At 66.3% G+C, this 24,061-nt stretch carries 21 protein-coding genes; 9 read left to right on the forward strand and 12 right to left on the reverse strand.

What is annotated here, in order from left to right:
- Positions 1–67 precede the first annotated feature (67 nt).
- From AC1Q5W_RS14260 to AC1Q5W_RS14270, 3 genes are all read left to right on the forward strand, one after another.
- Positions 68–2,260, forward strand: a complete 2,193-nt coding sequence (locus tag AC1Q5W_RS14260; RefSeq protein ID WP_492643495.1) for an FUSC family protein — start codon at positions 68–70, stop codon at positions 2,258–2,260.
- Positions 2,261–2,330: 70 nt separating this feature from the next.
- The gene (locus tag AC1Q5W_RS14265; protein ID WP_492643494.1) at positions 2,331–5,243 is read left to right on the forward strand and encodes an aconitate hydratase; all 2,913 of its coding nucleotides are present in this window, start codon (positions 2,331–2,333) and stop codon (positions 5,241–5,243) included.
- Positions 5,244–5,291: 48 nt separating this feature from the next.
- Positions 5,292–5,603, forward strand: coding sequence for a hypothetical protein (locus tag AC1Q5W_RS14270; protein WP_492643493.1), 312 nt, complete (start codon positions 5,292–5,294; stop codon positions 5,601–5,603).
- A 65-nt stretch (positions 5,604–5,668) separates the two neighbouring features.
- On the opposite strand, the gene trhP is transcribed toward AC1Q5W_RS14270, so the two are convergent.
- Positions 5,669–7,054: a prephenate-dependent tRNA uridine(34) hydroxylase TrhP gene (trhP, locus tag AC1Q5W_RS14275; protein WP_492643492.1), complete on the reverse strand. Its 1,386-nt coding sequence runs from the start codon at positions 7,052–7,054 to the stop codon at positions 5,669–5,671.
- A gap of 99 nt (positions 7,055–7,153) precedes the next feature.
- Between trhP and AC1Q5W_RS14280 the strand changes: the two genes are divergently transcribed.
- Positions 7,154–8,335 (forward strand): FAD-dependent monooxygenase, encoded by a 1,182-nt coding sequence (locus AC1Q5W_RS14280; protein ID WP_492643491.1) that lies wholly within the window; start codon positions 7,154–7,156, stop codon positions 8,333–8,335.
- Positions 8,336–8,343: 8 nt separating this feature from the next.
- Here the strand turns inward: AC1Q5W_RS14280 and AC1Q5W_RS14285 are convergent, their stop codons facing one another.
- The 5 genes from AC1Q5W_RS14285 to adh all read right to left on the reverse strand — a co-directional run bounded on the left by AC1Q5W_RS14285 (position 8,344) and on the right by adh (position 13,880).
- Positions 8,344–8,766: a bacteriohemerythrin gene (locus AC1Q5W_RS14285; RefSeq protein ID WP_492643490.1), complete on the reverse strand. Its 423-nt coding sequence runs from the start codon at positions 8,764–8,766 to the stop codon at positions 8,344–8,346.
- A gap of 21 nt (positions 8,767–8,787) precedes the next feature.
- Entirely contained in the window at positions 8,788–10,371 is a 1,584-nt protein-coding gene (locus tag AC1Q5W_RS14290) for a methyl-accepting chemotaxis protein (protein WP_492643489.1), read from the reverse strand.
- A gap of 175 nt (positions 10,372–10,546) precedes the next feature.
- Entirely contained in the window at positions 10,547–11,836 is a 1,290-nt protein-coding gene (kynU, locus tag AC1Q5W_RS14295) for a kynureninase (protein WP_492643488.1), read from the reverse strand.
- Between the two features lie 75 nt (positions 11,837–11,911).
- Positions 11,912–12,277: a DUF779 domain-containing protein gene (locus AC1Q5W_RS14300; protein ID WP_492643487.1), complete on the reverse strand. Its 366-nt coding sequence runs from the start codon at positions 12,275–12,277 to the stop codon at positions 11,912–11,914.
- 82 nt (positions 12,278–12,359) lie between these two features.
- Positions 12,360–13,880, reverse strand: a complete 1,521-nt coding sequence (gene adh, locus AC1Q5W_RS14305) for an aldehyde dehydrogenase (protein WP_492643486.1) — start codon at positions 13,878–13,880, stop codon at positions 12,360–12,362.
- A gap of 351 nt (positions 13,881–14,231) precedes the next feature.
- Here adh and AC1Q5W_RS14310 point away from each other — a divergent pair, with 351 nt between their 5' ends.
- Complete coding sequence (locus tag AC1Q5W_RS14310; protein WP_492643485.1) at positions 14,232–16,199, forward strand: sigma-54-dependent Fis family transcriptional regulator; 1,968 nt, start codon at positions 14,232–14,234, stop codon at positions 16,197–16,199.
- Between the two features lies 1 nt (position 16,200).
- On the opposite strand, the gene AC1Q5W_RS14315 is transcribed toward AC1Q5W_RS14310, so the two are convergent.
- From AC1Q5W_RS14315 to AC1Q5W_RS14325, 3 genes are read right to left on the reverse strand one after another with little or no spacing between them, the layout of a single operon-like run.
- Complete coding sequence (locus AC1Q5W_RS14315; RefSeq protein ID WP_492643484.1) at positions 16,201–16,518, reverse strand: YkgJ family cysteine cluster protein; 318 nt, start codon at positions 16,516–16,518, stop codon at positions 16,201–16,203.
- 12 nt (positions 16,519–16,530) lie between these two features.
- Complete coding sequence (gene argF, locus AC1Q5W_RS14320; RefSeq protein ID WP_492643483.1) at positions 16,531–17,451, reverse strand: ornithine carbamoyltransferase; 921 nt, start codon at positions 17,449–17,451, stop codon at positions 16,531–16,533.
- A 33-nt stretch (positions 17,452–17,484) separates the two neighbouring features.
- Positions 17,485–18,699: an aspartate aminotransferase family protein gene (locus AC1Q5W_RS14325; protein ID WP_492643482.1), complete on the reverse strand. Its 1,215-nt coding sequence runs from the start codon at positions 18,697–18,699 to the stop codon at positions 17,485–17,487.
- A 240-nt stretch (positions 18,700–18,939) separates the two neighbouring features.
- Between AC1Q5W_RS14325 and AC1Q5W_RS14330 the strand changes: the two genes are divergently transcribed.
- Entirely contained in the window at positions 18,940–19,284 is a 345-nt protein-coding gene (locus AC1Q5W_RS14330; protein WP_492643481.1) for a DUF3579 domain-containing protein, read from the forward strand.
- A 36-nt stretch (positions 19,285–19,320) separates the two neighbouring features.
- Here AC1Q5W_RS14330 and AC1Q5W_RS14335 read toward each other — a convergent pair whose 3' ends face one another.
- The gene (locus tag AC1Q5W_RS14335; RefSeq protein ID WP_492643480.1) at positions 19,321–19,620 is read right to left on the reverse strand and encodes a flagellar basal body rod protein FlgC; all 300 of its coding nucleotides are present in this window, start codon (positions 19,618–19,620) and stop codon (positions 19,321–19,323) included.
- Positions 19,621–19,697: 77 nt separating this feature from the next.
- Positions 19,698–20,348, reverse strand: a complete 651-nt coding sequence (locus AC1Q5W_RS14340; RefSeq protein WP_492643479.1) for an FMN-dependent NADH-azoreductase — start codon at positions 20,346–20,348, stop codon at positions 19,698–19,700.
- 121 nt (positions 20,349–20,469) lie between these two features.
- Between AC1Q5W_RS14340 and AC1Q5W_RS14345 the strand changes: the two genes are divergently transcribed.
- Together AC1Q5W_RS14345 and AC1Q5W_RS14350 are read left to right on the forward strand one after the other, a co-directional pair.
- Positions 20,470–21,390, forward strand: coding sequence for a LysR family transcriptional regulator (locus tag AC1Q5W_RS14345; RefSeq protein WP_492643478.1), 921 nt, complete (start codon positions 20,470–20,472; stop codon positions 21,388–21,390).
- Positions 21,391–21,408: 18 nt separating this feature from the next.
- Entirely contained in the window at positions 21,409–21,948 is a 540-nt protein-coding gene (locus AC1Q5W_RS14350; RefSeq protein ID WP_492643477.1) for a flavin reductase family protein, read from the forward strand.
- A gap of 126 nt (positions 21,949–22,074) precedes the next feature.
- Here AC1Q5W_RS14350 and rpsT read toward each other — a convergent pair whose 3' ends face one another.
- Positions 22,075–22,374, reverse strand: a complete 300-nt coding sequence (rpsT, locus tag AC1Q5W_RS14355; RefSeq protein WP_492643476.1) for a 30S ribosomal protein S20 — start codon at positions 22,372–22,374, stop codon at positions 22,075–22,077.
- 104 nt (positions 22,375–22,478) lie between these two features.
- On the opposite strand from rpsT, the gene murJ reads away from it, so the two are divergent.
- On the forward strand, positions 22,479–24,044 hold the full coding sequence (gene murJ / locus AC1Q5W_RS14360; RefSeq protein WP_492643475.1) for a murein biosynthesis integral membrane protein MurJ: 1,566 nt from the start codon (positions 22,479–22,481) through the stop codon (positions 24,042–24,044).
- Positions 24,045–24,061: the final 17 nt, after the last annotated feature.

A 24,061-nucleotide genomic window follows, 5' to 3' on the forward strand; every position in this document is an offset into this window, starting at 1 on the left:
GGTTTTGTGCTGCTGCGGTGTTCCTGCCTAGCGGAGTTTCCATGTTCCCCAACCCGATGACGGCCTGATGGTGCGTTCCTCCGATTTCCGTTTCCAGGCGGCCCTGCGTGTGCTGCTGAGCCACTATGTGCTCAACGGTCTGTCGGCGGCATTGGGGCTGCTGCTGATCTCTGGCAGCGTCCATTACCTGCTGGGCAGTTTTGCCGCGGCGGTGGCATCCGTCGGCGTGGTGGTCTGCATTCCGCCAGACCAGGCGGCGCCCCGGCGCGGCAAGTTCTGGCAATTGCTGCCGGCCGCCCTGATCGGGTTACCGTTGTTCTGGGCCGTGCAACGGCTGCACGCCGCGCCCGTTCATCTGGGGCTGCTGCTGGTGCCGGCCACGTTCGTGGCATTTCTGGGGGCGGCCTGGGGCAAGCGCGGCTTGCCGATTTCGATCTCCATCATGTTTGCGATGGTCTTTTCCATGGCGGTGCCGCAGAACACCACCGCCGGGGTCAGCAGCCTGTATTTCGCGCTGGGTGCGGGCCTGTATGTGGTCTACGCCACGTTGTCCAATGCCGTGCTCAACGCCCGCTACCGGGTCCAGATGCTGGCCGACACGCTGTTGTCGCTTGCCGCGCTCATGCGCACGCAGGCGCAGCAGTTTGCACCGGGGGAAGCGCCGCAAGGGGCACAACGCCCCCTGATTGGCCAGATCCTGCAACAGCAGGCGGCGCTGGCCGACCAGTTGCAGGCGGCCCGCAACATCGTGCTGGAGTCGCCGCGTACACCGGGTCGCCAGCGTCTGGCCGGCATGCTGATTGCGGTGCTGGAAATGCGCGACCATCTGCTGGCCTGCGAGCTGGACCTCGATACCCTGAAGACCCATACCGGTCACGCCCCCTTGCTCGGCGCGTTGCGGGAGGTGCTGCAAGCCATGGCCCAGGAAATTGCGCAGCTGGCGGATGCCCTGCTGCAAGGGCGCCGTCCGATTCCCTTTGCCAGCCACCGGCCCCAGCTGGCGGCACTGCGCTGGGAGCCGGAGGCCCCATCCGCCGGCGACGCGGCCACCCCCGAGCCGGCCGTGCTGGCCCGCGGCCTGGCCAACCGCGTGGGCAACATCAATGATGAGGCGCTGCGCCTGATTGCCCTGGCGCGTGGCGAACTGGAGCCCGACCTGGCCATCGTGCGCACGGCCTGGCAGATGTTTGTCAGCCCCACGGCGTGGTCGTGGCGGCCTTTTGGCGGACTGTGGCGCTGGGAGGCGCCGGCGCTGCGCCACGCCATCCGGGCCGCGCTGGCCATTGGCACGGCGTACGCCCTGTCGCTGGCGCTGCCCTGGGGGACGCACGACTACTGGATTCTGCTGACCATCGTGGTGGTGTTGCGGGGCAGCCTGGCGCAGACGCTGGAGCGGCGCAACAGCCGGGTGGCGGGAACGCTGGTGGGTTGCGTGCTGGCGGGGGCCTTGTTGGCGGTCCACCCATCCCATTGGGTGCTGCTGGTGATCGTGACGCTGGCCCAGGCTGTCTCCCATGCCTTCGCCATCAAGCGCTATCTGGTGACGGCGGTGGCGGCCACAGTGCTGGGCCTGCTGCAGGCGAACATGCTCAACGCCGGGGTCAGCCCGGTGTTCGAAGTGGTCGAACGCGTGGCCGACACGCTGATGGGCGTGGCCATTGCCTGGGCGTTCAGCTACCTGCTGCCGTCGTGGGAGCGCACCCAGATTCCGGCGCTGGTGGCCCGCACGCTCGCGGCCCAGGCCCGTCACGCCCGCGTGGCCCTGGGGCTGGGGCAGTTGCAGGCCGTAGACAACACGCCCGAGCTGGCGTGGCGGCTGGCCCGGCGGGAGGCGTATGACAGCCTGTCAGCCCTGGTGCAGGCCACGCAGCGCTCCCTCTCGGAGCCGCGCGCGGTGCGCCCTCCGCTGGAGCCCTTGGGGCGCTTGCTGGCGCACAGCTACCAGATGCTGGCGCAGCTCACCGCCGTCAAGTCCATGTTGCTGCGCCGGCGCGGGCACCTCAAGCCCGAGCAGATCGGCCAGGCACTGAGCCAGACCGCTACCCTGATCGAAGGGACACTCAAAGGCCCGCAGCCGGCGGGTGCGGCAGGTGTGGCGCGCACCCGCGGGGTGGCGCCGGAGACGATGTGGCTGCCGGACCCCTTTGAAACCGATCTCAGCCCCTGGGTGCTGCGCCGGCTGGCCCTGGCCAGCGACATGGCTGTGCAGCTGCGCGACGACGCCGACGAAGTGGTGCGGGAGCTGGCGACACCCCAATAGGCACGTGTTTGCCATGGCAATGGGCTTGCTGCCAGAATGGGGCCATTGATACCCTTCACAGGAGATTGTCATGTCCCACGCGTTCGCATCCACCCTCAAGACTTTCAAGACGGCATCGGGAAAAACGGGACGGCTGTACTCCCTGCCGGAACTGGCGGACCAGTTTCCTCGCGTGAACCGCCTGCCGGTGTCGATCCGCATCGTGCTGGAGTCCGTGCTGCGCAACTGCGATGGCAACAAGGTCACCGCCGAGCACGTGGCGCAGCTGGCCAACTGGGAACCCCGCGCCGCGCGCACCGATGAAATTCCTTTCGTGGTGTCGCGCGTGGTGCTGCAGGACTTCACGGGCGTGCCGCTGCTGGCCGACCTGGCCGCCATGCGTAGTGTGGCGGTGAAGTTGGGCAAGGACCCCAAGCGCATCGAACCCCTGGTTCCCGTGGACTTGGTGGTGGACCACTCGATCATGGTGGACCACTACGGCACGCCCGACGCGCTGGACCTGAACATGCGGCTGGAGTTTCAGCGCAACCGCGAGCGCTACGAATTCATGAAGTGGGGCATGCAGGCCTTTGACACGTTTGGCGTGGTGCCCCCGGGCTTTGGCATCGTGCACCAGGTCAACCTGGAATACTTGGCGCGCGGCGTCCACCAGGCCAAGGACGGCACCTGCTATCCCGACACCCTGGTGGGCACCGACAGCCACACCACCATGATCAACGGCATCGGCGTGGTGGGCTGGGGGGTGGGCGGCATCGAGGCGGAAGCCGCCATGCTGGGCCAGCCGGTGTACTTCCTGACCCCGGACGTGGTGGGCATGGAGCTCACCGGGCGCCTGCGCGAGGGCGTCACCGCCACCGATCTGGTGCTGACCGTGACCGAGCTGCTGCGCCAGCAGAAGGTGGTGGGCAAGTTCGTCGAGTTTTTTGGCGAGGGCACACGCACGCTGGCACTGCCCGACCGGGCGACCATCGGCAACATGGCGCCCGAGTACGGCGCCACCATGGGCTTCTTCCCGGTGGACGAAAAAACCATCGAGTACTTCCAGGGCACGGGCCGCACCAAGGCCGAGATCGAGACGTTTGAAGCCTACTTCCGGGCGCAGGGCCTGTTTGGCATCCCCCGGCTGGGGGACATTGACTACTCACAGGTGGTCAAGCTGGACCTGGGCAGCGTCACCCCCAGCCTGGCAGGGCCCAAGCGCCCGCAGGACCGCATCGAGCTGGGGCAGGTGGCGCGGCAGTTTGCCGCACTGTTCAGCAAGCCCAACGCCGAGAATGGCTTCAACCAGAAGGCAGACCGCCTGCGCATGCGCTACCCGGTGCACCCCACCCGGGCTGCGTGGGACAGCGTGGCCCCGCCGCCACCGGCGCTGGACCCGCTCGCCAGCCGCGATGTCGCCGAGATGGTGCAGAACCGCTCCACGCTGGAGGCCAGCAAGTCCCCGGCGCAGGCGACCCGGCACACGGCTGACACGGTCAGTGTGGGCCATGGCGACGTGCTCATCGCCGCCATCACCAGCTGCACCAACACCTCCAACCCTAGCGTGCTGCTGGCCGCGGGCCTGCTGGCCAAGAAGGCGGTGCAGGCGGGGCTGACGGTGCAGCCCCACATCAAGACCTCGCTGGCGCCGGGCTCGCGCATCGTGACCGAGTACCTCACCAAGACCGGCCTGCTGCCCTACCTGGAACAGCTGGGTTTTGCGGTGGCCGGCTATGGCTGCACCACCTGCATCGGCAACGCGGGCGACCTCACGCCCGAACTCAATGCGATGATCACGCAAAACGACCTGGTCTGTGCTGCCGTGTTGTCCGGCAACCGCAACTTTGAGGCGCGCATCCACCCCAATCTCAAGGCCAACTTCCTGGCCAGCCCGCCGCTGGTGGTGGCCTATGCCATTGCCGGCACCGTGCAGCGTGACCTCATGACGGAGCCGGTGGGCTGGGTCAAGGGCCCCGACGGCCAGGAGCAGGCCGTGTACCTGGGCGACATCTGGCCTACCAGCGACGAGATCTACCAGCTGCTCGCGCACGCCATGAACGGCAAGGCCTTCCAGGCCAACTACGGCAAGGTCAAGACCGAACCGGGCCCGCTGTGGGAGCAGATCAAGGGCGTGGCCGGGCAGATCTACACCTGGCCGCACAGCACCTACATTGCGGAGCCTCCGTTCTTCAGTACGTTTGCTATGGATTCAGGAGCTGTTCACGCAGATTCCATAAGGCCCAGAGGCCCGAATGATGCTGGAAATGTGTTTGACGCCCGCATCATGGCGCTGTTTGGCGACTCCATCACCACCGACCACATCTCGCCGGCCGGCTCCATCAAGGAAAGCTCGCCAGCGGGCCAGTGGCTGATCCAGAACGGGGTGTCCAAGGCCGACTTCAACAGCTACGGTGCGCGCCGCGGCAACCACGATGTCATGGTGCGCGGCACCTTTGCCAATGTGCGCATCAAGAACCTGATGCTGCCGGCCGACGCCGCGGGCTCGCGCGAGGAGGGCGGCGTCACCCTGTTCCAGTTCGAGGAACACGGCGCCAAGGCCGAGAAGATGTCCATTTACGACGCCGCCATGCGCTACATGGCGCAGGGCACGCCCACCGTGGTGTTTGCCGGCGAGGAATACGGCACCGGTTCCAGCCGCGACTGGGCGGCCAAGGGCACGCAGCTGCTGGGCATCAAGGCCGTGGTGGCCAAGAGCTTCGAGCGCATCCACCGCAGCAACCTGGTGGGCATGGGTGTGCTGCCCCTGCAGTTCAAGGGCGGCGAAAGCTGGCAGACCCTGGAACTCACCGGCGACGAGCACATCGACATCATCCTCGACCCCGACCTGCAGCCCCAGAGTGATGCCGAGCTGGTGGTGACCCGCGCCGACGGCAGCCGTACCGTGGCGACGCTGCGTCTGCGCATCGACACGCCCATCGAGGTGGAGTACTACCGTGCCGGCGGCATCTTGCCGTTTGTGCTGCGGCAACTGCTGCAGGGCTGACGGCGGGGCTGCATTTTGGTTCTATGATCCTGTCATCAGGAGTAAACCATGCGCAGTGAAGTTTTCGTCAAGTTCAATAACGCCGCACCCGTGCGGGTGGCCATCAACCCCGAGCAGGCCATGGAGCGCGATGCCGCGCGCCAGTGGCTGGACCAGCAGTTCACCGAAATGGAGTGCGAGCCCCTGCGCGCCACCGGCAAGTTGCTGATGGCCGACCGCGTGGTGGTGGTGGCCCAGGCCGCGGGCCCGGCCAAGTTCGCCGACGCCCAGTGGGCCCAGGCCTTTGCCTATGCCGCCAGCGCGGTGCTGGGCAAGCCGGTGATCAATGTGGATGCCGACACTTTGAGCATCACTTACTGATCCAGCCACCGCGCAGCTTGCGTGGGTAGCTATCAAAAAGTGAGCAAGCGCGTGGCTGACCGGCCTCAGGCCGGCAGCATGCGCGCCAGCAGGGCGCCCGCAAAGCGCGCTTCCAGCGGAATGCGCACCTGCAGCGGGCTGCCGGGCGCCGCCGTGATGGCTTCGCCATCCAGGTTGCGCATCTGCTCCAGCGTGAAGGTGTGGTTGCCGCTGGGGTGAATGACCTCGATCTGGTCGCCCACCAGGAACTTGTTTTTCACCTCGACCTCGGCCCAGCCGTCGGTGACCCCGCGCACTTCGCCCACGAAATGGCTGTGGCCGATGTCGGAGTGGCCGGTTTCGTAGTTCTGGTAGTCCTGTGACGGACGGCGCTCCAGGAAGCCGCTGGTGAAACCGCGGTTGGCCAGGCCTTCGAGCTCGGTGATGAGCTGGGGGTTGAAGGGCCGCCCGGCCACCGCATCGTCAATGGCGCGGCGGTAGGTCTGCGCGGTGCGAGCCACGTAGTACAGGCTCTTGGTGCGGCCTTCCACCTTGAGCGAGTCCACGCCAATCTTCACCAGGCGCTCCACGTGCTCCACGGCGCGCAGGTCCTTGCTGTTCATGATGTAGGTGCCGTGCTCGTCTTCCATGATGGGCATGAGCTGCCCCGGGCGCCCGGCTTCCTCCAGCAGGTAGACCTGGTCGGCGGCCGGGTGGCGCGGGCTGCCGCCGCAGGCCGCGAAGGACTGCTCGGCTTCCTGCTGGGCTTCGTTGAAGTTGAAGCCGGCTTCCATCTTGATGGCGATGGCCTCGCCGGTATTGGGGTCCACGGCACTGGGCTGGGTGGCGTAGTTCCAGCGGCAGGCGTTGGTGCAGGTGCCCTGGTTGGGGTCGCGCCGGTTGAAGTAGCCACTCAAGAGGCAGCGGCCCGAGTAGGCAATGCACAGCGCGCCGTGCACGAACACCTCCAGCTCCATGTCGGGGCATTCCTGGCGGATCTTCTCGATCTCGTCCAGGCTGAGTTCGCGCGAGAGGATGATGCGCGTCACGCCCACCTTCTGCCAGAACTTCACCGCCATGTAGTTGACGGTATTGGCCTGCACCGAGAGGTGGATGGGCACGTCGGCGAAATTGCCTTTGTCCATGCCTTCGCGCACCATCATGATCAGGCCGGGGTCGGCCATGATGATGCCGTCGGGCCGCATGGCAATCACCGGCTCGATGTCGCGCAGGTAGGTGCGCACCTTGTCGTTGTGTGGCAGCAGGTTGCTGGTCAGGAAAAACTTCTTGCCCCGGGCGTGCGCTTCCTGGATGCCGGTTTCAATCTGCTCCAGGCGAAACTCGTTGTTGCGCGCGCGCAGGCTGTAGCGGGGCTGGCCGGCGTAGACCGCGTCGGCGCCGAAGTCGTAGGCGGCACGCATCTTGTCCAGGGACCCGGCGGGCAGCAGCAATTCAGGGGATTTGAGGCTCATGGCCTCTATTGTCCCGCACCGGGCCATCGGGTGCCATGCGCTGATTCAAACCTGTCGTACGTCAAGGGTTTGACCGGGTATTTCCCGCACAATTGCCCCATGTCACGAAAAATTTTGATAGCGGGCGGCGGCATTGGGGGGCTGGCAGCCGCCATGGCCTGCAGCCAGGCGGGTTGGCCCGTGCAGGTGCTGGAGCGTGCCGGCGCGTTCACCGAGGTGGGGGCGGGCATCCAGATGGGCCCCAACGTGGTGCGGGTGTTGTATGGGTGGGGGCTGGGCCAGGAGTTGAGCCGGGTGGCGGCGTTTCCGGCGGTGCTGCGGGTGCGCGATGCCGCCAGCGGAGCCGAGCTCGGGCGCCTGCGCCTGGGGGAGCGGGCCCGTGCGCTGTACGGCGCCCCGTACGCCACCATCCACCGCGCGGACCTGCACCAGGTGCTGCTCAAGGCCCTGCGGCCGCGCACGGACGTGCAGTTGCTCCTGGACCAATGGGTGGAGAACCTGGTCCAGGAGCCGGACGCGGTGCGTGTGCAGACCCTGGGCGGGCTGGAACTGCAGGGTGATGCCCTGGTGGGGGCCGATGGCCTGTGGAGCCACGTGCGCCAGCTGGTGCTGGGCGACGCCCCGCCCCGCGTGACGGGCCATCTGGCCTACCGGGCCATGGTGCCCCAGCGGGACGTGCCCGAACGGTTGCGCAGCCAGGATGTGACGGTGTGGCTGGGGCCGGGCTTGCACGTGGTGCAGTACCCGGTGCGCCGCGGCGAGTGGCTGAACGTGGTGGGCATTGTGCAGGGGCGCATCAACGGCAACGAAGAGGAGTGGGACCATGCCACCCATGCCGAGGACCTGCGCGCCGCCATGGCGCACACCTGTGCCCCGCTGAAGGACCTGGTGGGCGCCATCGATCTCTGGCGCCTGTGGGCGCTGTGTGACCGGGCGCCCATGCGGGGCGCCCATGAACAGGTCCGCGGGCGGGTGGCGCTGTTGGGCGATGCGGCGCATCCCATGCGGCCCTACATGGCGCAGGGTGCGGGCATGGCCATTGAAGACGCGGCCTGCCTGCAGCAGGTGCTGGCGGGGCCCGAGCGGCCGCTCGAGCAGCGCCTGCAACTCTATGCGCAACAGCGCTGGCAGCGCAACGCGCGGGTGCAAGCGCGGTCCATCCGCAACGGCGAGATTTTCCACGCCTCCGGCCTGGTGCGCTTGGGGCGCGACCTGTCCATGCGCCTGCTGGGCGAGCGGCTGCTGGACGTGCCCTGGCTGTACCGCGGACCGGCCGCCTGACCCGGCGGCTAGGCGGCGCCCGCCCGGCGCGGGTGTTTGGGTTTCACGTAAGGGACCAGCTCCTTGTCGGAGCGGCGGATGTGGATGGACAGCCAGTCGCGCAGCTTGGATGACAGCTGGGACGCCACGGTGATGCTGCCGTTGGCATATTTCTGCTGCAGGTCACGCATGTCGGCCATGAACCGGTCGTGGACCTGCTTGTGGCCCGCCAGACCCGGGAAACCAATGGCTGCCATCAGGGCTTCTTCCCGCACCAGGTGTTCCTGGGTGTAGAGCACGACTTCGGACAGGACCTTGGCGACCACGGTGTGCCCCAGTCCCTGGCTGGTCGCCGTGTGCAGTTCGTTGACCAGCGCCACCAGCTTCTGGTGGTCTTCGTCCAGCGCCCCGTTGTCGATGACGAGGTCCGGACCCCATTCGAAATAGGCCATGGTGCGGTTCTCCTGCGGTGTTCAGGCGGTGGGGGAGGGCAGCGCCAGCAGATGGCTGGTGTGGTCGAGCTTGAAGACGCTGACCGATGCCACCAGTTGCTGGGCCTGGTGCGCCAGCGCCTGCGCGGCGGCGGCGGCCTCTTCCACCAGCGCCGCGTTGCCCTGTGTGACCTGGTCCATCTGCCCCATGGCGAGGTTGATCTGGTCGATGCCCGCAGACTGGTCGCGACTGGCGGTGCTCATTTCACCCATGATGTCGGACACCCGGCGCACACTCACCACGATTTCGTCCATGGTGCTGCCGGCCTGCTCCACCAGCTTGCAGCCGTCGACCACATTGGCCACCGAGGTCTCGATGAGCTGCTTGATTTCCTTGGCGGCCGTGGCCGAGCGGCCGGCCAGGCTGCGCACTTCGCTGGCCACGACGGCGAAGCCGCGGCCCTGCTCACCCGCGCGCGCCGCTTCCACGGCGGCGTTCAGGGCCAGGATGTTGGTCTGGAAGGCAATGCCGTCAATGACGCCGATGATGTCGGCGATTCTGGCCGAGGAGGTGTTGATGTCTTCCATGGTCTGCACCAGCTGGCCGACCACGGTGCCGCCCTTGATCGCCACTTCGGAGGCGGCACTGGCCATTTCATTGGCCTGCCGCCCGCTGGCGTAGTTCTGCTTTACGGTGTCGGTGAGCTCCCCCAGCGAGGCGGTGGTCTGCTCCAGTGCGGCGGCCTGTTCCTCGGTGCGCTGCGACAGGTCCTGGTTGCCGGCGGCAATCTCGCTGGTGGCGTTGGCCATTGCGGCCGTGCCGTTGCGTACGTTGGAGACGATGTGGACCAGACTGGTGTTCATGTCCTGCAGGGCATGCAGCAGTTGCCCCGTTTCATCCTGGGTCCGGATCTGGATGTGACTTCCCAGGTTGCCGTCGGCAACGGCCCGGGCCACCTGGACGGCCTGCTGCATCGGGCGGATGATGGAGCGGGTGATCGCGTGTGCGGCAAATACCCCCAGCACGGTGGCCAGAAAGCCCAGCACCAGCATCAGCGTGCGTCCGGACGCAATGCTCTGGCTGGCCTCGGCACTGCTGGCCAGCACGATCTCTTTCTGCAGGCTGCTCAGGGCGGCAATGGGTTCCTGCAAGGCGTCAATGGCGGGCAGGGTCTCGGTGTTCATGACCTGCACGGCCTCATCGTGCTGTCCCTGTTCGACCAGCTGGCGGACCTTGGTGAAGGAGGCAACATACAGACCGCGCTTTTCCTTGATGGTGGCCAGCAAGGCCCGGCCCTGGGGCAGGTACACCATCTGCTCCAGTGTGGCCAGCGCGTCGTCGATGGTTTTCTTGTTGGTGTTGATCTCGTCCTTGATCCGGGCCAGTTGCTGGGGATCGGTGACGATCAGCAGTTCCATGGTGCGCCGGGCGTTGGCCCGTGTGGTGGCATTGATCACGCTGGCGGCTTCGGCTTTGACCCAGTCCTTCTCGACCGTGCGCGTGGTGATTTCGCCCACCTGGTTCAGGCGCAGCACGGCAATGGCGTTGGCCGTGATGATCAGGAGGATCAGCAGGCCAAAGCCCAGACCCAGTCGTTTGCCAATGGAGAGGTTGTTCACGTTCATTGCTGTTGGGAGTGGATGGAGGGGACAGGGGATGGAGCGGCCAGCCAGCCGGGTCGTCCCGTGGGAGGCAGGCCAGGGGGCTGCCAAAAGGAACCGAGGGAACTGCGAATCAAGGGCGAGCCCCATTTTATCCGATGGGGCAGGGCCACTCCCCCGATGGAAAGGCGGGTACCACTCAGGTCACCGCGTGCTGCTGGCGGAACTGCGCGGCCTGCCATTCCCCGCTGTGCAGCACCTGGTGCAGCTGGTCCACAGCGGTCCACACATCGGCAAAGCCGAGGTACAGCGGCGTGAAGCCAAAGCGCAGGATGTCGGGGTGGCGGTGGCCGTCGCCGGCGCGAAAATCACCCACCACGCCCCGTGCAATCAGCGCTTGCACGATGGCAAAGGCGCCGGACTCGCCGTTTGCCGATTCGCGCGTCAGGCTCACCTGTGAGCCGCGCTGGTGGTGCGCCCGCGGGGTGGCCAGACCCAGACCATGGCCGGCGCAGCGCTGCTCCACCAGCGCCATGAAGAGGTCGGTCAGCGCCAGTGACTTGGCGCGCAAGGCCGCCATGCCGCCCAGTGGCTGCGCCGCGGCAAAGGCGTCCAGGCCGCATTCCAGCAGGGACAGGCTCACGATGGGCGGGGTCCCGCACAGGTAGCGGGTGATGCCGGTGGCCGGCTCATAACCGGGCGTGAAGGCAAACGGTGCCGCATGGCCCCACCAGCCACAGAGCGGTTGCCAGAAGCGGTCGGTGTGGCGGGGGTGAACCCAGACGAAGGCCGGAGCGCCTGGGCCGCCGTTGAGGTATTTGTAGCCGCAGCCAACGGCGAAGTCGGCGTTGGCGCCCTGCAGGTCGACCGGCACGGCGCCTGCGCTGTGCGCCAGGTCCCAGACCACCCGCGCCCCGGCCGCATGGGCCGCCGCGGTGACGCCGGCCATGTCGTGCATGGCGCCGGTGCGGTAGTTCACATGGGTGAGCACCAGCACGGCCACCTGGGGTGTCAGCGCGGCGGCGATCTCGTCGGACTCCACCAGCTGCAGGGTGTAGCCGCGCTCGCGGCACAGGCCTTCGGCAATGTACAGGTCGGTGGGGAAGTTGCTGCGCTCGCTCACCACCAGCTTGCGCTGCGGCGTGTCCTGCGCTGCCATGGACAGCGCGGCGGACAGCACCTTGAACAGGTTGATGGAGGTGCTGTCGGTGACCACCACCTCGTCTGCTGCGGCTCCGATCAGGGGCGCGAGCTGGTTGCCCAGGCGCTGGGGCAGGCTGTGCCAGCCGGCCGTGTTCCACGACCGGATCAGGTCGTGTCCCCATTCCCGGGTGACCACTTCCGCCGCGCGGGCGGGGGCGGCCTTGGGCATGGCACCCAGCGAATTGCCGTCCAGGTAGATGACGCCAGGGGGAACGGAAAACAGCTCGCGCAGGGTGCGCAGCGGGTCGGCCGCGTCGCGGGCCAGGCAGTCTAGCAAGGTGATCATGGTCGGGAAACTTACCACCGCTGCACCCGGTTTGGTGTCGGTAATTCCCAACAGGAAACGGAAATGGCCGACGTGTCAGTCCAGCGGTGCCAGGGCCGCGTATTCGGCGTCGGTAAACAGGCGTGAGCGGGTGATGAAGCTCACCCCTTCGGAGCCTTCCAGCGAAAAATTGTCGCTATGGCCGGCAACGACGTCGATGACCAGCTGAGTGTGCTGCCAATAGGCGTACTGCGACGCGCTGATGTAGAACGGACAGCCACCGATGTGGCCCAGCAGCCGGTCGTGGGGACCGGTCGTCAATTCGCCCACCAGGTAGCACATGGGGGCACTGCCGTCACAGCAGCCGCCCGACTGGAAGAACATCAGCTGCTCGCCGTGCCGCGCCTGCAGGCGTGCGATCAGGGTCTGTGCCGTCTCGGTGGCGATGACGCGTTCAACCATGGCATTCTCCTTGTGGCATTGGGTGCGCCAGCGCAGAGGGCGGCCGCTGGCCGCCCTCGTGTGCATTCACCCAGGGGGGTGATTAGAAGAAGCCCAGTGCCTTGGGGCTGTAGCTCACCAGCAGGTTCTTGGTCTGCTGGTAGTGGTCGAGCATGACCTTGTGCGTTTCACGGCCGATGCCCGACTCCTTGTAGCCGCCGAAAGTGGCATGGGCTGGGTAGGCGTGGTAGCAGTTGGTCCAGACGCGGCCGGCCTGGATGGCGCGGCCCATGCGGTAGGCGGTGGCACCGTTGCGCGACCACACGCCGGCACCCAGGCCATAGGGCGTGTCGTTGGCAATGGCCAGGGCTTCGGCCTCGTCCTTGAAGGTCGTTACCGCCAGCACCGGGCCGAAGATTTCTTCCTGGAAGATGCGCATCTTGTTGTGGCCCTTGAACAGGGTGGGCTGGATGTAGTAGCCCCCCGCCAGATCGCCCGGCAGCTGGGCGCGGTCGCCGCCGATGAGCACCTGCGCGCCTTCTTCCTTGCCCAGCTTCAGGTAGGACTGGATCTTGTCCATCTGTACCTGGGAGGCCTGCGCGCCCATCATGCTGTCGGTGTCCAGCGGGCTGCCCTGCTTGATGGCCTTGACGCGGGCCAGCACGCGTTCCATGAACTTGTCGTAGATGGATTCCTGGATCAGTGCGCGCGACGGGCAGGTGCAGACCTCGCCCTGGTTGAAGGCAAACAGCACCATGCCTTCAATGGCCTTGTCGAGGAAGTCGTCGTCCTTCTCCATGATGTCGGCAAAGAAGATGTTGGGCGACTTGCCGCCGAGCTCCAGCGTGGCGGGAATCAGGTTGTTGGCTGCGGCCTGGGCAATCACGCGCCCCGTGGCGGTGGAGCCGGTGAAGGCAATCTTGGCAATGCGCTTGCTGCTGGCCAGTGGCATGCCGGCTTCGCGGCCAAAGCCGTTGACGATGTTGAGCACGCCGGCGGGCAGCAGGTCGGCAATTAGCTCTGCCAGCACCAGGATGGAGATGGGGGTGGACTCGGCGGGCTTGAGCACCACGCAGTTGCCGGCGGCCAGTGCGGGGGCCAGTTTCCAGGCCGCCATCAGGATGGGGAAGTTCCAGGGAATGATCTGGCCGACCACGCCCAGGGGTTCATGGAAGTGGTAGGCGATGGTGTCGCCGTCGATCTCGCTCAGGCTGCCTTCCTGCGCACGCAGGCAGCCGGCAAAGTAGCGGAAATGGTCCACGGTGAGGGGAATGTCGGCGTTGAGCGTCTCGCGGATGGCCTTGCCGTTGTCCACGGTCTCGGCGTAGGCCAGGGCTTCCAGGTTGGCTTCAATGCGGTCGGCAATCTTGAGCAGGATGTTGGCCCGCTCGGCGGCCGGCGTCTTGCCCCACTGGGCCGAGGCGGCATGGGCCGCGTCCAGCGCCCGCTCGATGTCTTCCGCGGTGGAGCGGGCGGCTTGGGTGTAGGGCTTGCCGGTGATGGGGGTCACCACGTCAAAGTACTCGCCGCGCACGGGGGCGACGAACTTGCCGCCGATGAAATTGTCGTAGCGGGTCTTGAAAGCGACTTTGGCGCCGGCGGTGCCGGGGGGTGCGTACAGCATGGGTTGTCTCCAGTCAGTTGTTGGTTTCAATGGGAAGCCGCGTACCGGGTGGTACGGCTGCTCCGCCGGCACCTGTTTGCAGGAGCTGTGCCAGCCGCGCCTTTCAACCGGAAATCCCGTAAACCGGGCTCAAATGCCCCGTCTGCGGGGTGGGGCGCGGGCAGGGCGGTGCGCCAGGTGTGCCAACGCACGGGACAGGTTGTGTCAAAACGGAACAGTCGGGTGGCATTTCTGGTTGAAACAGCGTGCGTCACAGGCGCACAATGCAAGACTTGCCGCCGCAGCCGTAGCGGCAAGGCTGGAGATGGTGCACCCATCCCGTGCCCCCGAATCATCAGGAGACAAACGGCCATGCCATCCAACGCCCTGCAGGAACGACCGGTGCCCAGTGTGCTGCGCGAAGCACGCCGTCAGTTGATGAACCGTGGCAGCCTGCCACCGGATCTCATCGCGCCGGAGCTGGCGCGCTCCTGGCTGCGCAGCTGGCAGGCGGGCCTGCAGCCCTGCGGCCGCATGCCGGGCGCGCCCAATGCGTCGGCGGCCCAGCTGGCGCGGGAGCTGGAGCGCCAGCGCGAGCTGGTGGCCCATGCCCGGCCGGTGATGGAATTCCTGTACGAGCAAACCCGTGACACCGATAGCATGGGCATCTTGGCCGGCGCTGACGGCATGCTGCTGCATACGTTTGGCGACCCGCAATTCATTGGCCGTGCCGAGCGGGTGGCCCTGCGCCCGGGCGCGAGCTGGCACGAGCAGTACCGGGGCACCAATGCCATCGGCACAGCGCTGACTGATGACCGGGCGGTGGTGGTGCATGCCGACGAGCATTATCTGGAGCGCAACGGCTTCCTGACCTGCGCTGCCGTGCCCATTCACGACTCCCATGGCTGCCTGCTGGGGGCGCTGGACGTTTCGGGCGACCACCGTGGTTACCACCGCCACACCCTGGGCCTGGTGCGTTCGGCCGCCCGCATGATCGAGCACCGCCTGTTTGACACCCGCCACGACCCGCGCCAGTGGCGCGGCCTGCGGCTGCGTTTCCATGTCCAGCCCGAAGGCATTGGCACGGTGGCCGAAGGCCTGCTGGCCGTGCGCGAGGACGGTTCCCTGGCTGGCGCCAATGCCGCTGCGCTGGATCTGCTGGGCCTGGACTGGCCCGGCCTGCCCGCGGTGCGGCTGGGTCAGGTGCTGGCCGAGTCGCTGGACCGTTTGCTGGACTGGTCCCAGCGTGCCAGTTCCACGCCGCACGTGGTGCACACGGCGTCCGGGCGCGCCGTCTGGGTGCGGGTGGAGGCCGGTTGCCTGACCAGCTCCCTGCACCCGGATCGCCACCGGGAGCGCACGGTGGCGGGTGTGCCGTCACGGGAGCAGCCGGCCGATGCCCTGGCCAGCCTGGACACGGGGGACGTGGTGCTGCAGGCCGCCATTGCACGGGCCCGCAAGGTCATGGACAAGCCCATCGCGCTGCTCCTGCAGGGCGAGTCGGGCGTGGGCAAGGAGCTGTTTGCCCGCGCGGTGCACGAAAGCAGCGCGCGCCGGGGGCAGGCCTTTGTGGCCGTGAACTGCGCGGCCCTGCCGGAGAACCTGATCGAGGCCGAGCTGTTTGGCTACCAGGGCGGCGCCTTCACGGGGGCGCGGCGCGAAGGCGCGCCGGGGCGCATCCGCGAAACGCATGGCGGCACGCTGTTCCTGGACGAGATTGGCGACATGCCGCTGGCCCTGCAGGCACGCCTGCTGCGGGTGCTGCAGGAGCGCGAGGTGGTGCCGCTGGGTGGCGGCAAGCCGGTGGCGGTGGACTTCTGCCTCATATGCGCCACCCACCGCGACTTGCCCGCGGAACTGGCCAGCGGGCGTTTCCGGGAGGACTTGTATTACCGCCTGAACGGCCTGACCCTGCTGCTGCCGGCCCTGCGGGATCGCACCGACCTGGACCATCTGCTGGCACGGACCCTGCAGACGCTGCTGCCGGATCGCAACGTGGCCGTGGCGCCGGACGTGCTGCAGGCCCTGCGCGGCTACCGCTGGCCGGGCAACATCCGCCAGCTGGTCAATGCCCTGCGTACCGCCTGCGCCTTGCTGGATGCCCACGAGGGGGTGATTGGCTGGGAGCAGTTGCCCGACGACCTGGTGCGCGCACTGAAAACCCCAGTGTCGCCGCTGGCTGTCAACGGGGCGCTGGCGGACGAGGCGCTACTGGATCTGCGTACCCTGTCGCGTCAGACCATAGGCCGTATGGTCGCGGACTGCGAGGGTAACCTGTCGGAGGCAGCGCGCCGCCTGGGCATCAGCCGCAACACGCTGTACCGCAAGCTGCGGGAGTGAGTCAGCCGGCGGCCGCGTTCAGCGGCTCCAGGCCATGCCGGCTGCGGGCCCGGTGGCAGGCGTCGGAGCCTTCCTCGAATTCGCGGCACGGGGAGGGCCGCCATTCGTAGATGCCGCAGCCTACCGCTTCACCCACCTTGCCGGTGAGCGCCGCGCAGCGGATGGGAACGTGGTCGGTCCCCCGCATGCGGGCCGTGCTGCCGTTGACTTCCACCGCCAGCCCGCTGGGCACGCGCCCGCCCATGTCGTCGAGTTCGTAGACCGCAAAGTCCACGCGGAAGCAGGCGCAGCAGGCGCCACAGGTGGTGCAGGCACTCACGCGCAGGTGTCCTCAGCTCTGGCGGCCCAGCAGCAGGTATTCCATCAGGGCCTTCTGCACGTGCATGCGGTTTTCTGCTTCATCCCACACCACGGACTGGGGCCCGTCGATGACCTCGGCCTGTACCTCTTCACCCCGGTGTGCGGGCAGGCAGTGCATGAACAGGGCATCGGGCTGCGCGGCCGCCATCATGCGGGTGTCCACGCACCAGGCGGCAAAGGCCTTGCGCCGCGCTTCGTTCTCGGCTTCGTAGCCCATGCTGGTCCAGACATCGGTGGTCACCAGGTCGGCGCCGGCACAGGCGTCCATCGGGTTGCTATAAGTTTCATAGCTACCTGCGCCCATTCCGTTTGGTGTGGTGGCCACTTTCTCGTCCAGTTCATAGCCGTTGGGGGTGCTCACGCGCAGATGGAAACCCAGCAGGGCGGCGGCCTGCAGCCAGGTGTTGGCCATGTTGTTGCCGTCGCCCACCCAGGCCACGGTCTTGCCCTGGATGGAGCCGCGGTGTTCGATGTAGGTGAAGATGTCGGCCAGGATCTGGCAGGGGTGGAATTCGTTGGTCAGGCCGTTGATGACCGGTACACGCGAGTGGGCGGCAAAGCGCTCGATCTTGGTCTGCTCGAAGGTACGGATCATCACCAGGTCGGTCATGCGGCTGATGACCTTGGCGCTGTCTTCAATCGGCTCGGCGCGGCCCAGCTGGCTGTCACCTGTGGTGAGGTGCACCACGCTGCCGCCCATCTGGTACATGCCGGCCTCGAAGCTCACGCGGGTGCGGGTGGAGGCCTTCTCGAAAATCATGGCCAGCGTGCGGTCCACCAGCGGGTGGTGCTTTTCGTAGGACTTGAATTTCTTCTTGATCAGAGCCGCCCGCTCAAACAGGTAGGCGTATTCGTCGGCGCTGAGGTCACTGAATTGCAGGTAGTGTTTCATGGGGTGTGGCGGGCAATCGGTTGGGACACGCGCTCAGGCCTGGAGCAGCTTCTTGATCAGGGGACACAGGATGGCCACGATTTCGTCGGCTTCGGCGGTGGTCAGGATCAGGGAGGGCACCAGACGGACCACGGTCTCGGCCGTCACGCTGATCAGCAGGCCGTGGTCGGCGCATTCCTGCACCAGCGCGGCGCAGGGCTTGGACAGGTCCACGCCCAGCATCAGTCCCTGGCCGCGGACTTCCTTTACGGCACCGCTGGCCAGTTCGGCCGCCAGGGCCTTTTCCAGCGCCGCTTTCAGGTGGGCGCCCACCGTGGCCGCATTGGCCAGCAGCTTCTGCTCTTCCATGATGCGGATGGTTTCCACGCCAGCGCGCATGGCCAGCGGGTTGCCGCCAAAGGTACTGCCGTGGTTGCCGGGTGCAAAGATGCCGGCGGCCTTGGGGCCGGCCACCACCGCGCCCACCGGCACGCCCGAACCCAGGCCCTTGGCCAGGGGCATGACGTCGGGCTGGATGCCGGCCCACTGGTGGGCGAACCACTTGCCGGTGCGGCCCATGCCGCACTGCACTTCGTCGATCATCAGCAGCCAGTCGCGCTCATTGCACAGGGCGCGCACGTCGCGCAGGTAGTCCATGTGCATGGGGTTGATGCCGCCTTCGCCCTGGATGGCTTCGAAGAACACGGCCACCACATTGGGGTTGCCCTCGGTGGCGGCCTTGAGCTGTTCGATGTTGTTGATGGGCACGCGGATGAAGCCTTCCACCAGCGGGCCGAAGCCAGCCTGCACCTTGGGGTTGCCGGTGGCGCTCAGTGTGGCAATGGAGCGGCCATGGAAGGCCTTCTCGTAGACCACGATCTCGGGGCGCTCAATGCCCTTGTCGTGGCCGAACTTGCGTGCCAGCTTGAGCGCGGCCTCGTTGGCCTCCAGGCCCGTGGAGCAGAAGAACACATTGCTCATGCCCGAGCGCTCGACCAGCAGCTTGGCGAGTTCTTCCTGCAGGGTGACGTGGTAGTAGTTGGAGGTGTGGATGAGCTTGGTCACCTGGTCCTGCAGGGCGGCCACCAGCTTGGGGTGGTTGTGCCCCACGGTGTTGACGGCAATGCCGCCGAGCGCATCCAGGTAGGCGCGGCCATGGGTGTCCCAGACGCGGCAACCCTGACCATGCGTGAAGGCAATGGGCAGGCGGCCATAGGTGTTCATCACGTGGGGTGAAGACGGTGCGGCGGGTTGCGTGGCGGCGGTCATGTAGAGGCTCCGGGTTGGCTCAGAAACAAGGCGGCCCAACTCAAACAGAGGCTGGTTGGGCCGTTGAAGCCTGATTTTAGGCGCATCGCCCGATCGGGGCCGGTGACAAATTGGCATCACAGTGATGCGGTGTTGCCTGGCACGCCAAGCTGTCATCTTCATGACAGTTGCGGGGGGTAGAATTCCCCGCATGGCACAACATGCCGGTTCCGTCCGAGAGCCGCGATATACGTCCAACCGATGGCTTCCACACCTCCCAAAGAACTCTATATCCTGGGGTTGACCCGACAGGGCAAAACGTTCCGTCCCAGTGATTGGGCCGAACGCCTGGCAGGGGTGATGAGCCAGTTCCGCCCGGGCGGACCACAACCCGGCAGCCATCTGGGCTACTCGCCCTGGTGCATTCCCACCGCCATCGGCGCGGTGAAATGCGTGATCATCCACAGCGACTTGCGCGACTACGACGTCATGGCTTGGGACTTTTGCATGAACTTTGCGAAAGACAACGATCTGCAGGTCAGCGAGACCCGGCCCGAACTGCCGGCCGGTGCACCGGCCCGCGACCCCGCCACCGGGCGCGGCTAACCTTCAACGGGCGCAATGCGCCGCCGCCACACCACCTTATGCGGTGGTGTCGAACAGGGCTCCCGCCATCTTGTCGCTGGTCTTGAAAACGGCCAGATTGGCCAGGAACGCGTTTTTGGCCTGCAACTGGGTCACCACGTCGGTTTCCAGTGCGGGGCCTTCCACGTCCGAGCGGGTGAGGGACGTGGTCACGCCACCGCTGGCCTGCGCGCTCTGCACAACTTCCTGGCGGTGGAACTCGGCGGTTCCGAGGTTCGCAATGTTGTGCGCAGACGCGTTGAGCTGCGTCTGCGCTGCGTTCATGCCCGAGAGGGAGATGGAGGCAATGGAAGTCATGTCAAATTCCCGCGTGCGGACTGCCCGCATGCCCATTTGAGCACAAATTCTCCGCGCAGGCATCCCCTGGGGATGCTTCAGGCTGCCACAGCGGCGCGTGGCTGGTTGGCGGCAACGCTCACCAGACCCTTGATCTGGGTCTGGGCACCGGCCAGAGCCGCGGCTTTTGCGTCTTCGCCCATGGCCAGGCCTTCGGCGCGCACAAACTGCACGTCGGTGATGCCGAAGAAGCCGAACACGGTTTGCAGGTAGCTTTCCTGGTGCTCCATGGCACGGCCCGCGTCGCTGGTGGAATACACGCCACCGCGGGTCGATGCGACGAGCACCGTCTTGCCACCGGCCAGTCCCTGGGGACCTTTCTCGGTGTACTTGAAGGTGCGGCCGGCCTGGGCCACGCGGTCAATCCAGGCCTTGAGCTGGCTGGGAATGGCGAAGTTGTACAGGGGGGCTCCCACCACGATGACGTCCGCGGCGAGGAACTGGCTGACCAGCGCCTCCGACAGGGCGTTTTCGCGCTGCTGCACCGGGCTCAGGGGGGCGTCCTGTGCGCCCAGGCGAAAGCCCAGGGAGTCGATGGACAGGTGGCTGGGCGCGTTTTCTGCCAGGTCGAGGTAGTCCACCACCGTACCGGGGTGGGCGGCTACCCACTGGGCAACGATGTGGCCGGTGAGTTGGCGGGAAACCGAGTTGTCGCCCAGGACGCTGGAATCAATGTGAAGCAGTTTCATGATTAATCTCTCTTAGAACCACGGTGTGTGGCAACGGATTAATTGTGATGGTGATATCAATATTTGATAAGTAGGCGAAAATGCGATTCATTGTCTCGAATATGTAGCGAATGGAGCGCCCATGCAGGATCTCAACGACATGGTGTACTTTGCGGAGGTGGTGGACCGCAAGGGGTTTGCGGCGGCGGGCCGTGCGCTGGGCGTGCCCAAGTCCCGGCTGTCGCGGCGGGTGGCCGAACTGGAAGCCCGTCTGGGGGTGCGTCTGTTGCAGCGCACCACGCGCAAGCTGTCGCTGACCGGCGCGGGTGAGCTGTACCACCGGCACTGCGCGGCCATCCGTGACGAAGCCCTGGCCGCTGCCGACGCCGTGGCCCATATCCAGACCGTGCCACGCGGCACCGTGCGGGTGACCTGTCCGGTCACGCTGGCGCAGTCCACCATTGGGCCCTTGCTGCCGGCGTTTCTGGCCCAGAACCCCCTGGTCCGGGTGGAAATGCAGGTGACCAACCGGGTGGTGGACCTGCTGGAAGACGGGGTGGATGTAGCCCTGCGGGTGCGCACCGATCTGGGCGAAAGCGCCAGCCTGGTGGTCAAGAACCTGGGCACCACGCAGTCCTGGCTGGTGGCCAGCCCGGCGCAACTGGCACGCGAAGGGCGGCCCGCCACGCCGCAGGACCTGGCGCAGCTGTCCACCGTGGCCATGTCCTGCACCGATGGCCGCTCGGCCTGGTGGCTGCAGGGCCCCGGCGGGCACGCCTACGAATTCCAGCACCGCCCCTGCTACACGGCCGACGACTTGCTCACACTCAAGTTCGCCGTGGTGGCGGGCACCGGCATTTGCGTGCTGCCGGACTACATGTGCCAGGAAGAGCTGGCGGATCAGCGCCTGGTGCCGGTGCTCCCGGGCTGGTCGCCCCGGCCGGGCGTGGTGCATGCGGTGTTTCCGTCCCGTCGGGGGCTGGTGCCCGCGGTGCGGCAATTTCTGGATTTTCTGGGCAATCACATGCTGGGTGAGCGCATCATCAACATTCCCAAGGGTTGATACAACGGAGGTGGCAACATGGCCAAGCGCGCGTTTCCTTTGTCCAAGGTCTATGGTCTGCTGGAGCCGGGGCCGGTGGTGCTGCTCACCACCGCGCGCAAAGGCCAGGCCAACGTGATGGCGCTGTCCTGGCTCACCATGATGGAGTTCGAGCCGCCGCTGGTGGGCTGCATCGTCAGCGGCCGCGACTTCAGCTTTGCCGCCCTCAAGGCCACCCGTCAGTGCGTGCTCAACATCCCGACAGCGGAGCTGGCTAGCCAGGTGGTGGGCTGCGGCAACACTTCCGGGCGCCAGGTGGACAAGTTTGCGTCCTTCGGGTTGACACCGGTGGCCGCGTCGCTGGTGGAGGCGCCGCTCATTGCCGAGTGCTACGCCAACCTGGAATGCCGGGTGGTCGACACGCGGCTGGTGAACCGCTACAACTTTTTCGTGCTGGAGGTACTGAAGGCCTGGATGGATCCGGCCCGCAAAGACCAGCCACGCACGCTGCACCACCGGGGGCGCGGCGCGTTCATGGTGGCCGGCGAGACCATCACCCTGCCGTCCCGGATGAAGTGAGGACGAAAAGCGTGCGGACACAAAAAAGCCGTCTTGCGACGGCTTTCCTGCTTTGCTGGTAGCGCACCCGTTACAAACGGCGCGCGGGGTGTTTTGAGGGCCCTGCGCGTGCGATGTGCCTAAAAATTAGGCTGCGAGAGCCAAGGCTTTCACCTTGGTAGCCAAACGGCTCTTGTCGCGGGCTGCCTTGTTCTTGTGGAAGATGCCCTTGTCAGCCACGGTGTCCACCACGGCTTGCATCTTCGCAAACAGTTCAGCAGCTTTGGTCTTGTCGCCAGCCAGAACGGCTTTTTCCACATTCTTCACCGCGGTGCGGTATTTGGAACGCAGGGAGGTGTTTGCTGCATTGATCTTGACGTCCTGACGGACGCGCTTACGGCCCGACGCCAAGCGCGGGTTCTTTTTCTTGGGTTTTCCAGATGCCATAGTAATAATTCCTTGTGTCTGAGGATGATGCCAGCAAAGCCGATCATTATATAGCAGGACGTAAATTCGCAGGGGAGCGCCGCCCAGCAGCTACACTTTGCGCCGTGTCGCTATTCAAATCCGCCTCTATTGTTTCCCTGTTGACCCTGGCGTCGCGCATCACCGGGCTGGTGCGTGAACTCCTGATTGCATCGATGTTTGGCGCCAGCGCCATGACGGATGCGTTCAACGTGGCCTTTCGCATTCCCAACTTTTTCCGCCGCCTGTTTGGCGAAGGGGCGTTCAGCCAGGCGTTTGTGCCGGTGCTGGCGGCCACGCGGGCACAGCACGGGCACGACCGCACCCACCAGCTGGTGGACCGGGTGGCCACGGTGCTGGGGTGGGCGCTGCTGCTGACCTGTGTACTGGGCGTGCTGGGTTCGCCGTGGCTGGTCTGGGCCATGGCCAGCGGCCTGCAGCAAAACCCGCACGGCTACGACGTGGCCGTGGTCATGACGCGCTGGATGTTCCCGTACATCGGCTTCATGTCCATGGTGGCGCTGGCCGCGGGCGTGCTCAATACCTGGAAGCATTTCGCCGTGCCCGCCGCCACGCCGGTGCTGCTGAACCTGTCCATGATCGGGGCCGCCTGGCTGGGCGGGCCGTGGTTCAAATCGATGGGGCTGGAGCCCATTTACGCACTGTGTGCCGGCGTGCTGGCCGGTGGTGTGCTGCAGCTGTCGGTGCAGTTCGTCGCGCTGCACAGAATGGGCATGATGCCGCACCTTGGCTGGCGCTGGTCGGCCCTGCGCGCCGCCTGGGCCGACCCGGGTACCCGCAACGTGGCCACGCTGATGGTGCCGGCGCTGCTGGGGGTGAGTGTGGCGCAGGTCTCCACCCTGATCAACACCCAGATCGCCTCCCACCTGCCCAGCGGCAGCGTGAGCTGGCTCACCTACGCCGACCGGCTGATGGAGTTCCCCACCGCCATGCTGGGCGTGGCCCTGGGGGTGGTGCTGATGCCGCAGCTCTCGCTGGCCAGTTCGCTGGGCGATGCCAAGAAATACTCCGCCCTGCTCGATTGGGGGTTGCGCATCGTGGTGCTGCTGTCGGTGCCCTGCGCCCTGGGGCTGCTGCTCTTTTCCAAGCCTCTGGTGGCGGTGCTCTACCATTACGGCGCGTTCACGGCCTACGACGTGCAGCAGACCTCCGTGGCCCTCATGGGCTGGGGCGCGGGCCTGGTGGGCATCGTGGCCATCAAGGTGCTGGCGCCGGGCTACTATGCCAGCCAGGACATCAAGACGCCGGTGCGCATTGCCGTGGCGGTGCTGGTGATCACGCAGCTGCTCAATCTGGTGTTCGTGCCCCTGTTCAAGCACGCCGGGCTCTCCCTGTCCATCAGCCTGGGTGCGCTCATTAATGCCCTGTGGCTGCTGACGGGCTTGCTGTGGCGCAAGAAGTACCGGCCCGAGCCGGGATGGGGGCGCTTTGCCCTGCAGGTGCTGGCGGGCAGCGCCTTGCTGGTGATTTACCTGCTGTGGGCGGTGCAGGCCTTCCCCTGGATCGAACTGCGCGGCGAGAGTCTCAAGCGGATTGTTTTGCTGGCGCTGTTGCTAGCAGGGTCGGGTGTGGTGTATCTTGGGGCTGTGTGGGCTGCCGGACTGAACCTGCGGCAGTTCCTGCGACGCTGAACCCCTAGCGAGGAGAT

Source organism: Rhodoferax sp. MLSD5-FHT05B10 (genome assembly GCF_058793415.1).

Coding starts and splice junctions, on each gene's coding strand:
- AC1Q5W_RS14260 (WP_492643495.1), top strand. CDS start 68: ATGGTGCGTTCCTCCGATTTCCGTTTCCAGGCGGCCCTGCGTGTGCTG.
- AC1Q5W_RS14265 (WP_492643494.1), top strand. CDS start 2,331: ATGTCCCACGCGTTCGCATCCACCCTCAAGACTTTCAAGACGGCATCG.
- AC1Q5W_RS14270 (WP_492643493.1), top strand. CDS start 5,292: ATGCGCAGTGAAGTTTTCGTCAAGTTCAATAACGCCGCACCCGTGCGG.
- trhP (WP_492643492.1), bottom strand. CDS start 7,054: ATGAGCCTCAAATCCCCTGAATTGCTGCTGCCCGCCGGGTCCCTGGAC.
- AC1Q5W_RS14280 (WP_492643491.1), top strand. CDS start 7,154: ATGTCACGAAAAATTTTGATAGCGGGCGGCGGCATTGGGGGGCTGGCA.
- AC1Q5W_RS14285 (WP_492643490.1), bottom strand. CDS start 8,766: ATGGCCTATTTCGAATGGGGTCCGGACCTCGTCATCGACAACGGGGCG.
- AC1Q5W_RS14290 (WP_492643489.1), bottom strand. CDS start 10,371: ATGAACGTGAACAACCTCTCCATTGGCAAACGACTGGGTCTGGGCTTT.
- kynU (WP_492643488.1), bottom strand. CDS start 11,836: ATGATCACCTTGCTAGACTGCCTGGCCCGCGACGCGGCCGACCCGCTG.
- AC1Q5W_RS14300 (WP_492643487.1), bottom strand. CDS start 12,277: ATGGTTGAACGCGTCATCGCCACCGAGACGGCACAGACCCTGATCGCA.
- adh (WP_492643486.1), bottom strand. CDS start 13,880: ATGCTGTACGCACCCCCCGGCACCGCCGGCGCCAAAGTCGCTTTCAAG.
- AC1Q5W_RS14310 (WP_492643485.1), top strand. CDS start 14,232: ATGCCATCCAACGCCCTGCAGGAACGACCGGTGCCCAGTGTGCTGCGC.
- argF (WP_492643483.1), bottom strand. CDS start 17,451: ATGAAACACTACCTGCAATTCAGTGACCTCAGCGCCGACGAATACGCC.
- AC1Q5W_RS14325 (WP_492643482.1), bottom strand. CDS start 18,699: ATGACCGCCGCCACGCAACCCGCCGCACCGTCTTCACCCCACGTGATG.
- AC1Q5W_RS14330 (WP_492643481.1), top strand. CDS start 18,940: ATGGCTTCCACACCTCCCAAAGAACTCTATATCCTGGGGTTGACCCGA.
- AC1Q5W_RS14335 (WP_492643480.1), bottom strand. CDS start 19,620: ATGACTTCCATTGCCTCCATCTCCCTCTCGGGCATGAACGCAGCGCAG.
- AC1Q5W_RS14340 (WP_492643479.1), bottom strand. CDS start 20,348: ATGAAACTGCTTCACATTGATTCCAGCGTCCTGGGCGACAACTCGGTT.
- AC1Q5W_RS14345 (WP_492643478.1), top strand. CDS start 20,470: ATGCAGGATCTCAACGACATGGTGTACTTTGCGGAGGTGGTGGACCGC.
- AC1Q5W_RS14350 (WP_492643477.1), top strand. CDS start 21,409: ATGGCCAAGCGCGCGTTTCCTTTGTCCAAGGTCTATGGTCTGCTGGAG.
- rpsT (WP_492643476.1), bottom strand. CDS start 22,374: ATGGCATCTGGAAAACCCAAGAAAAAGAACCCGCGCTTGGCGTCGGGC.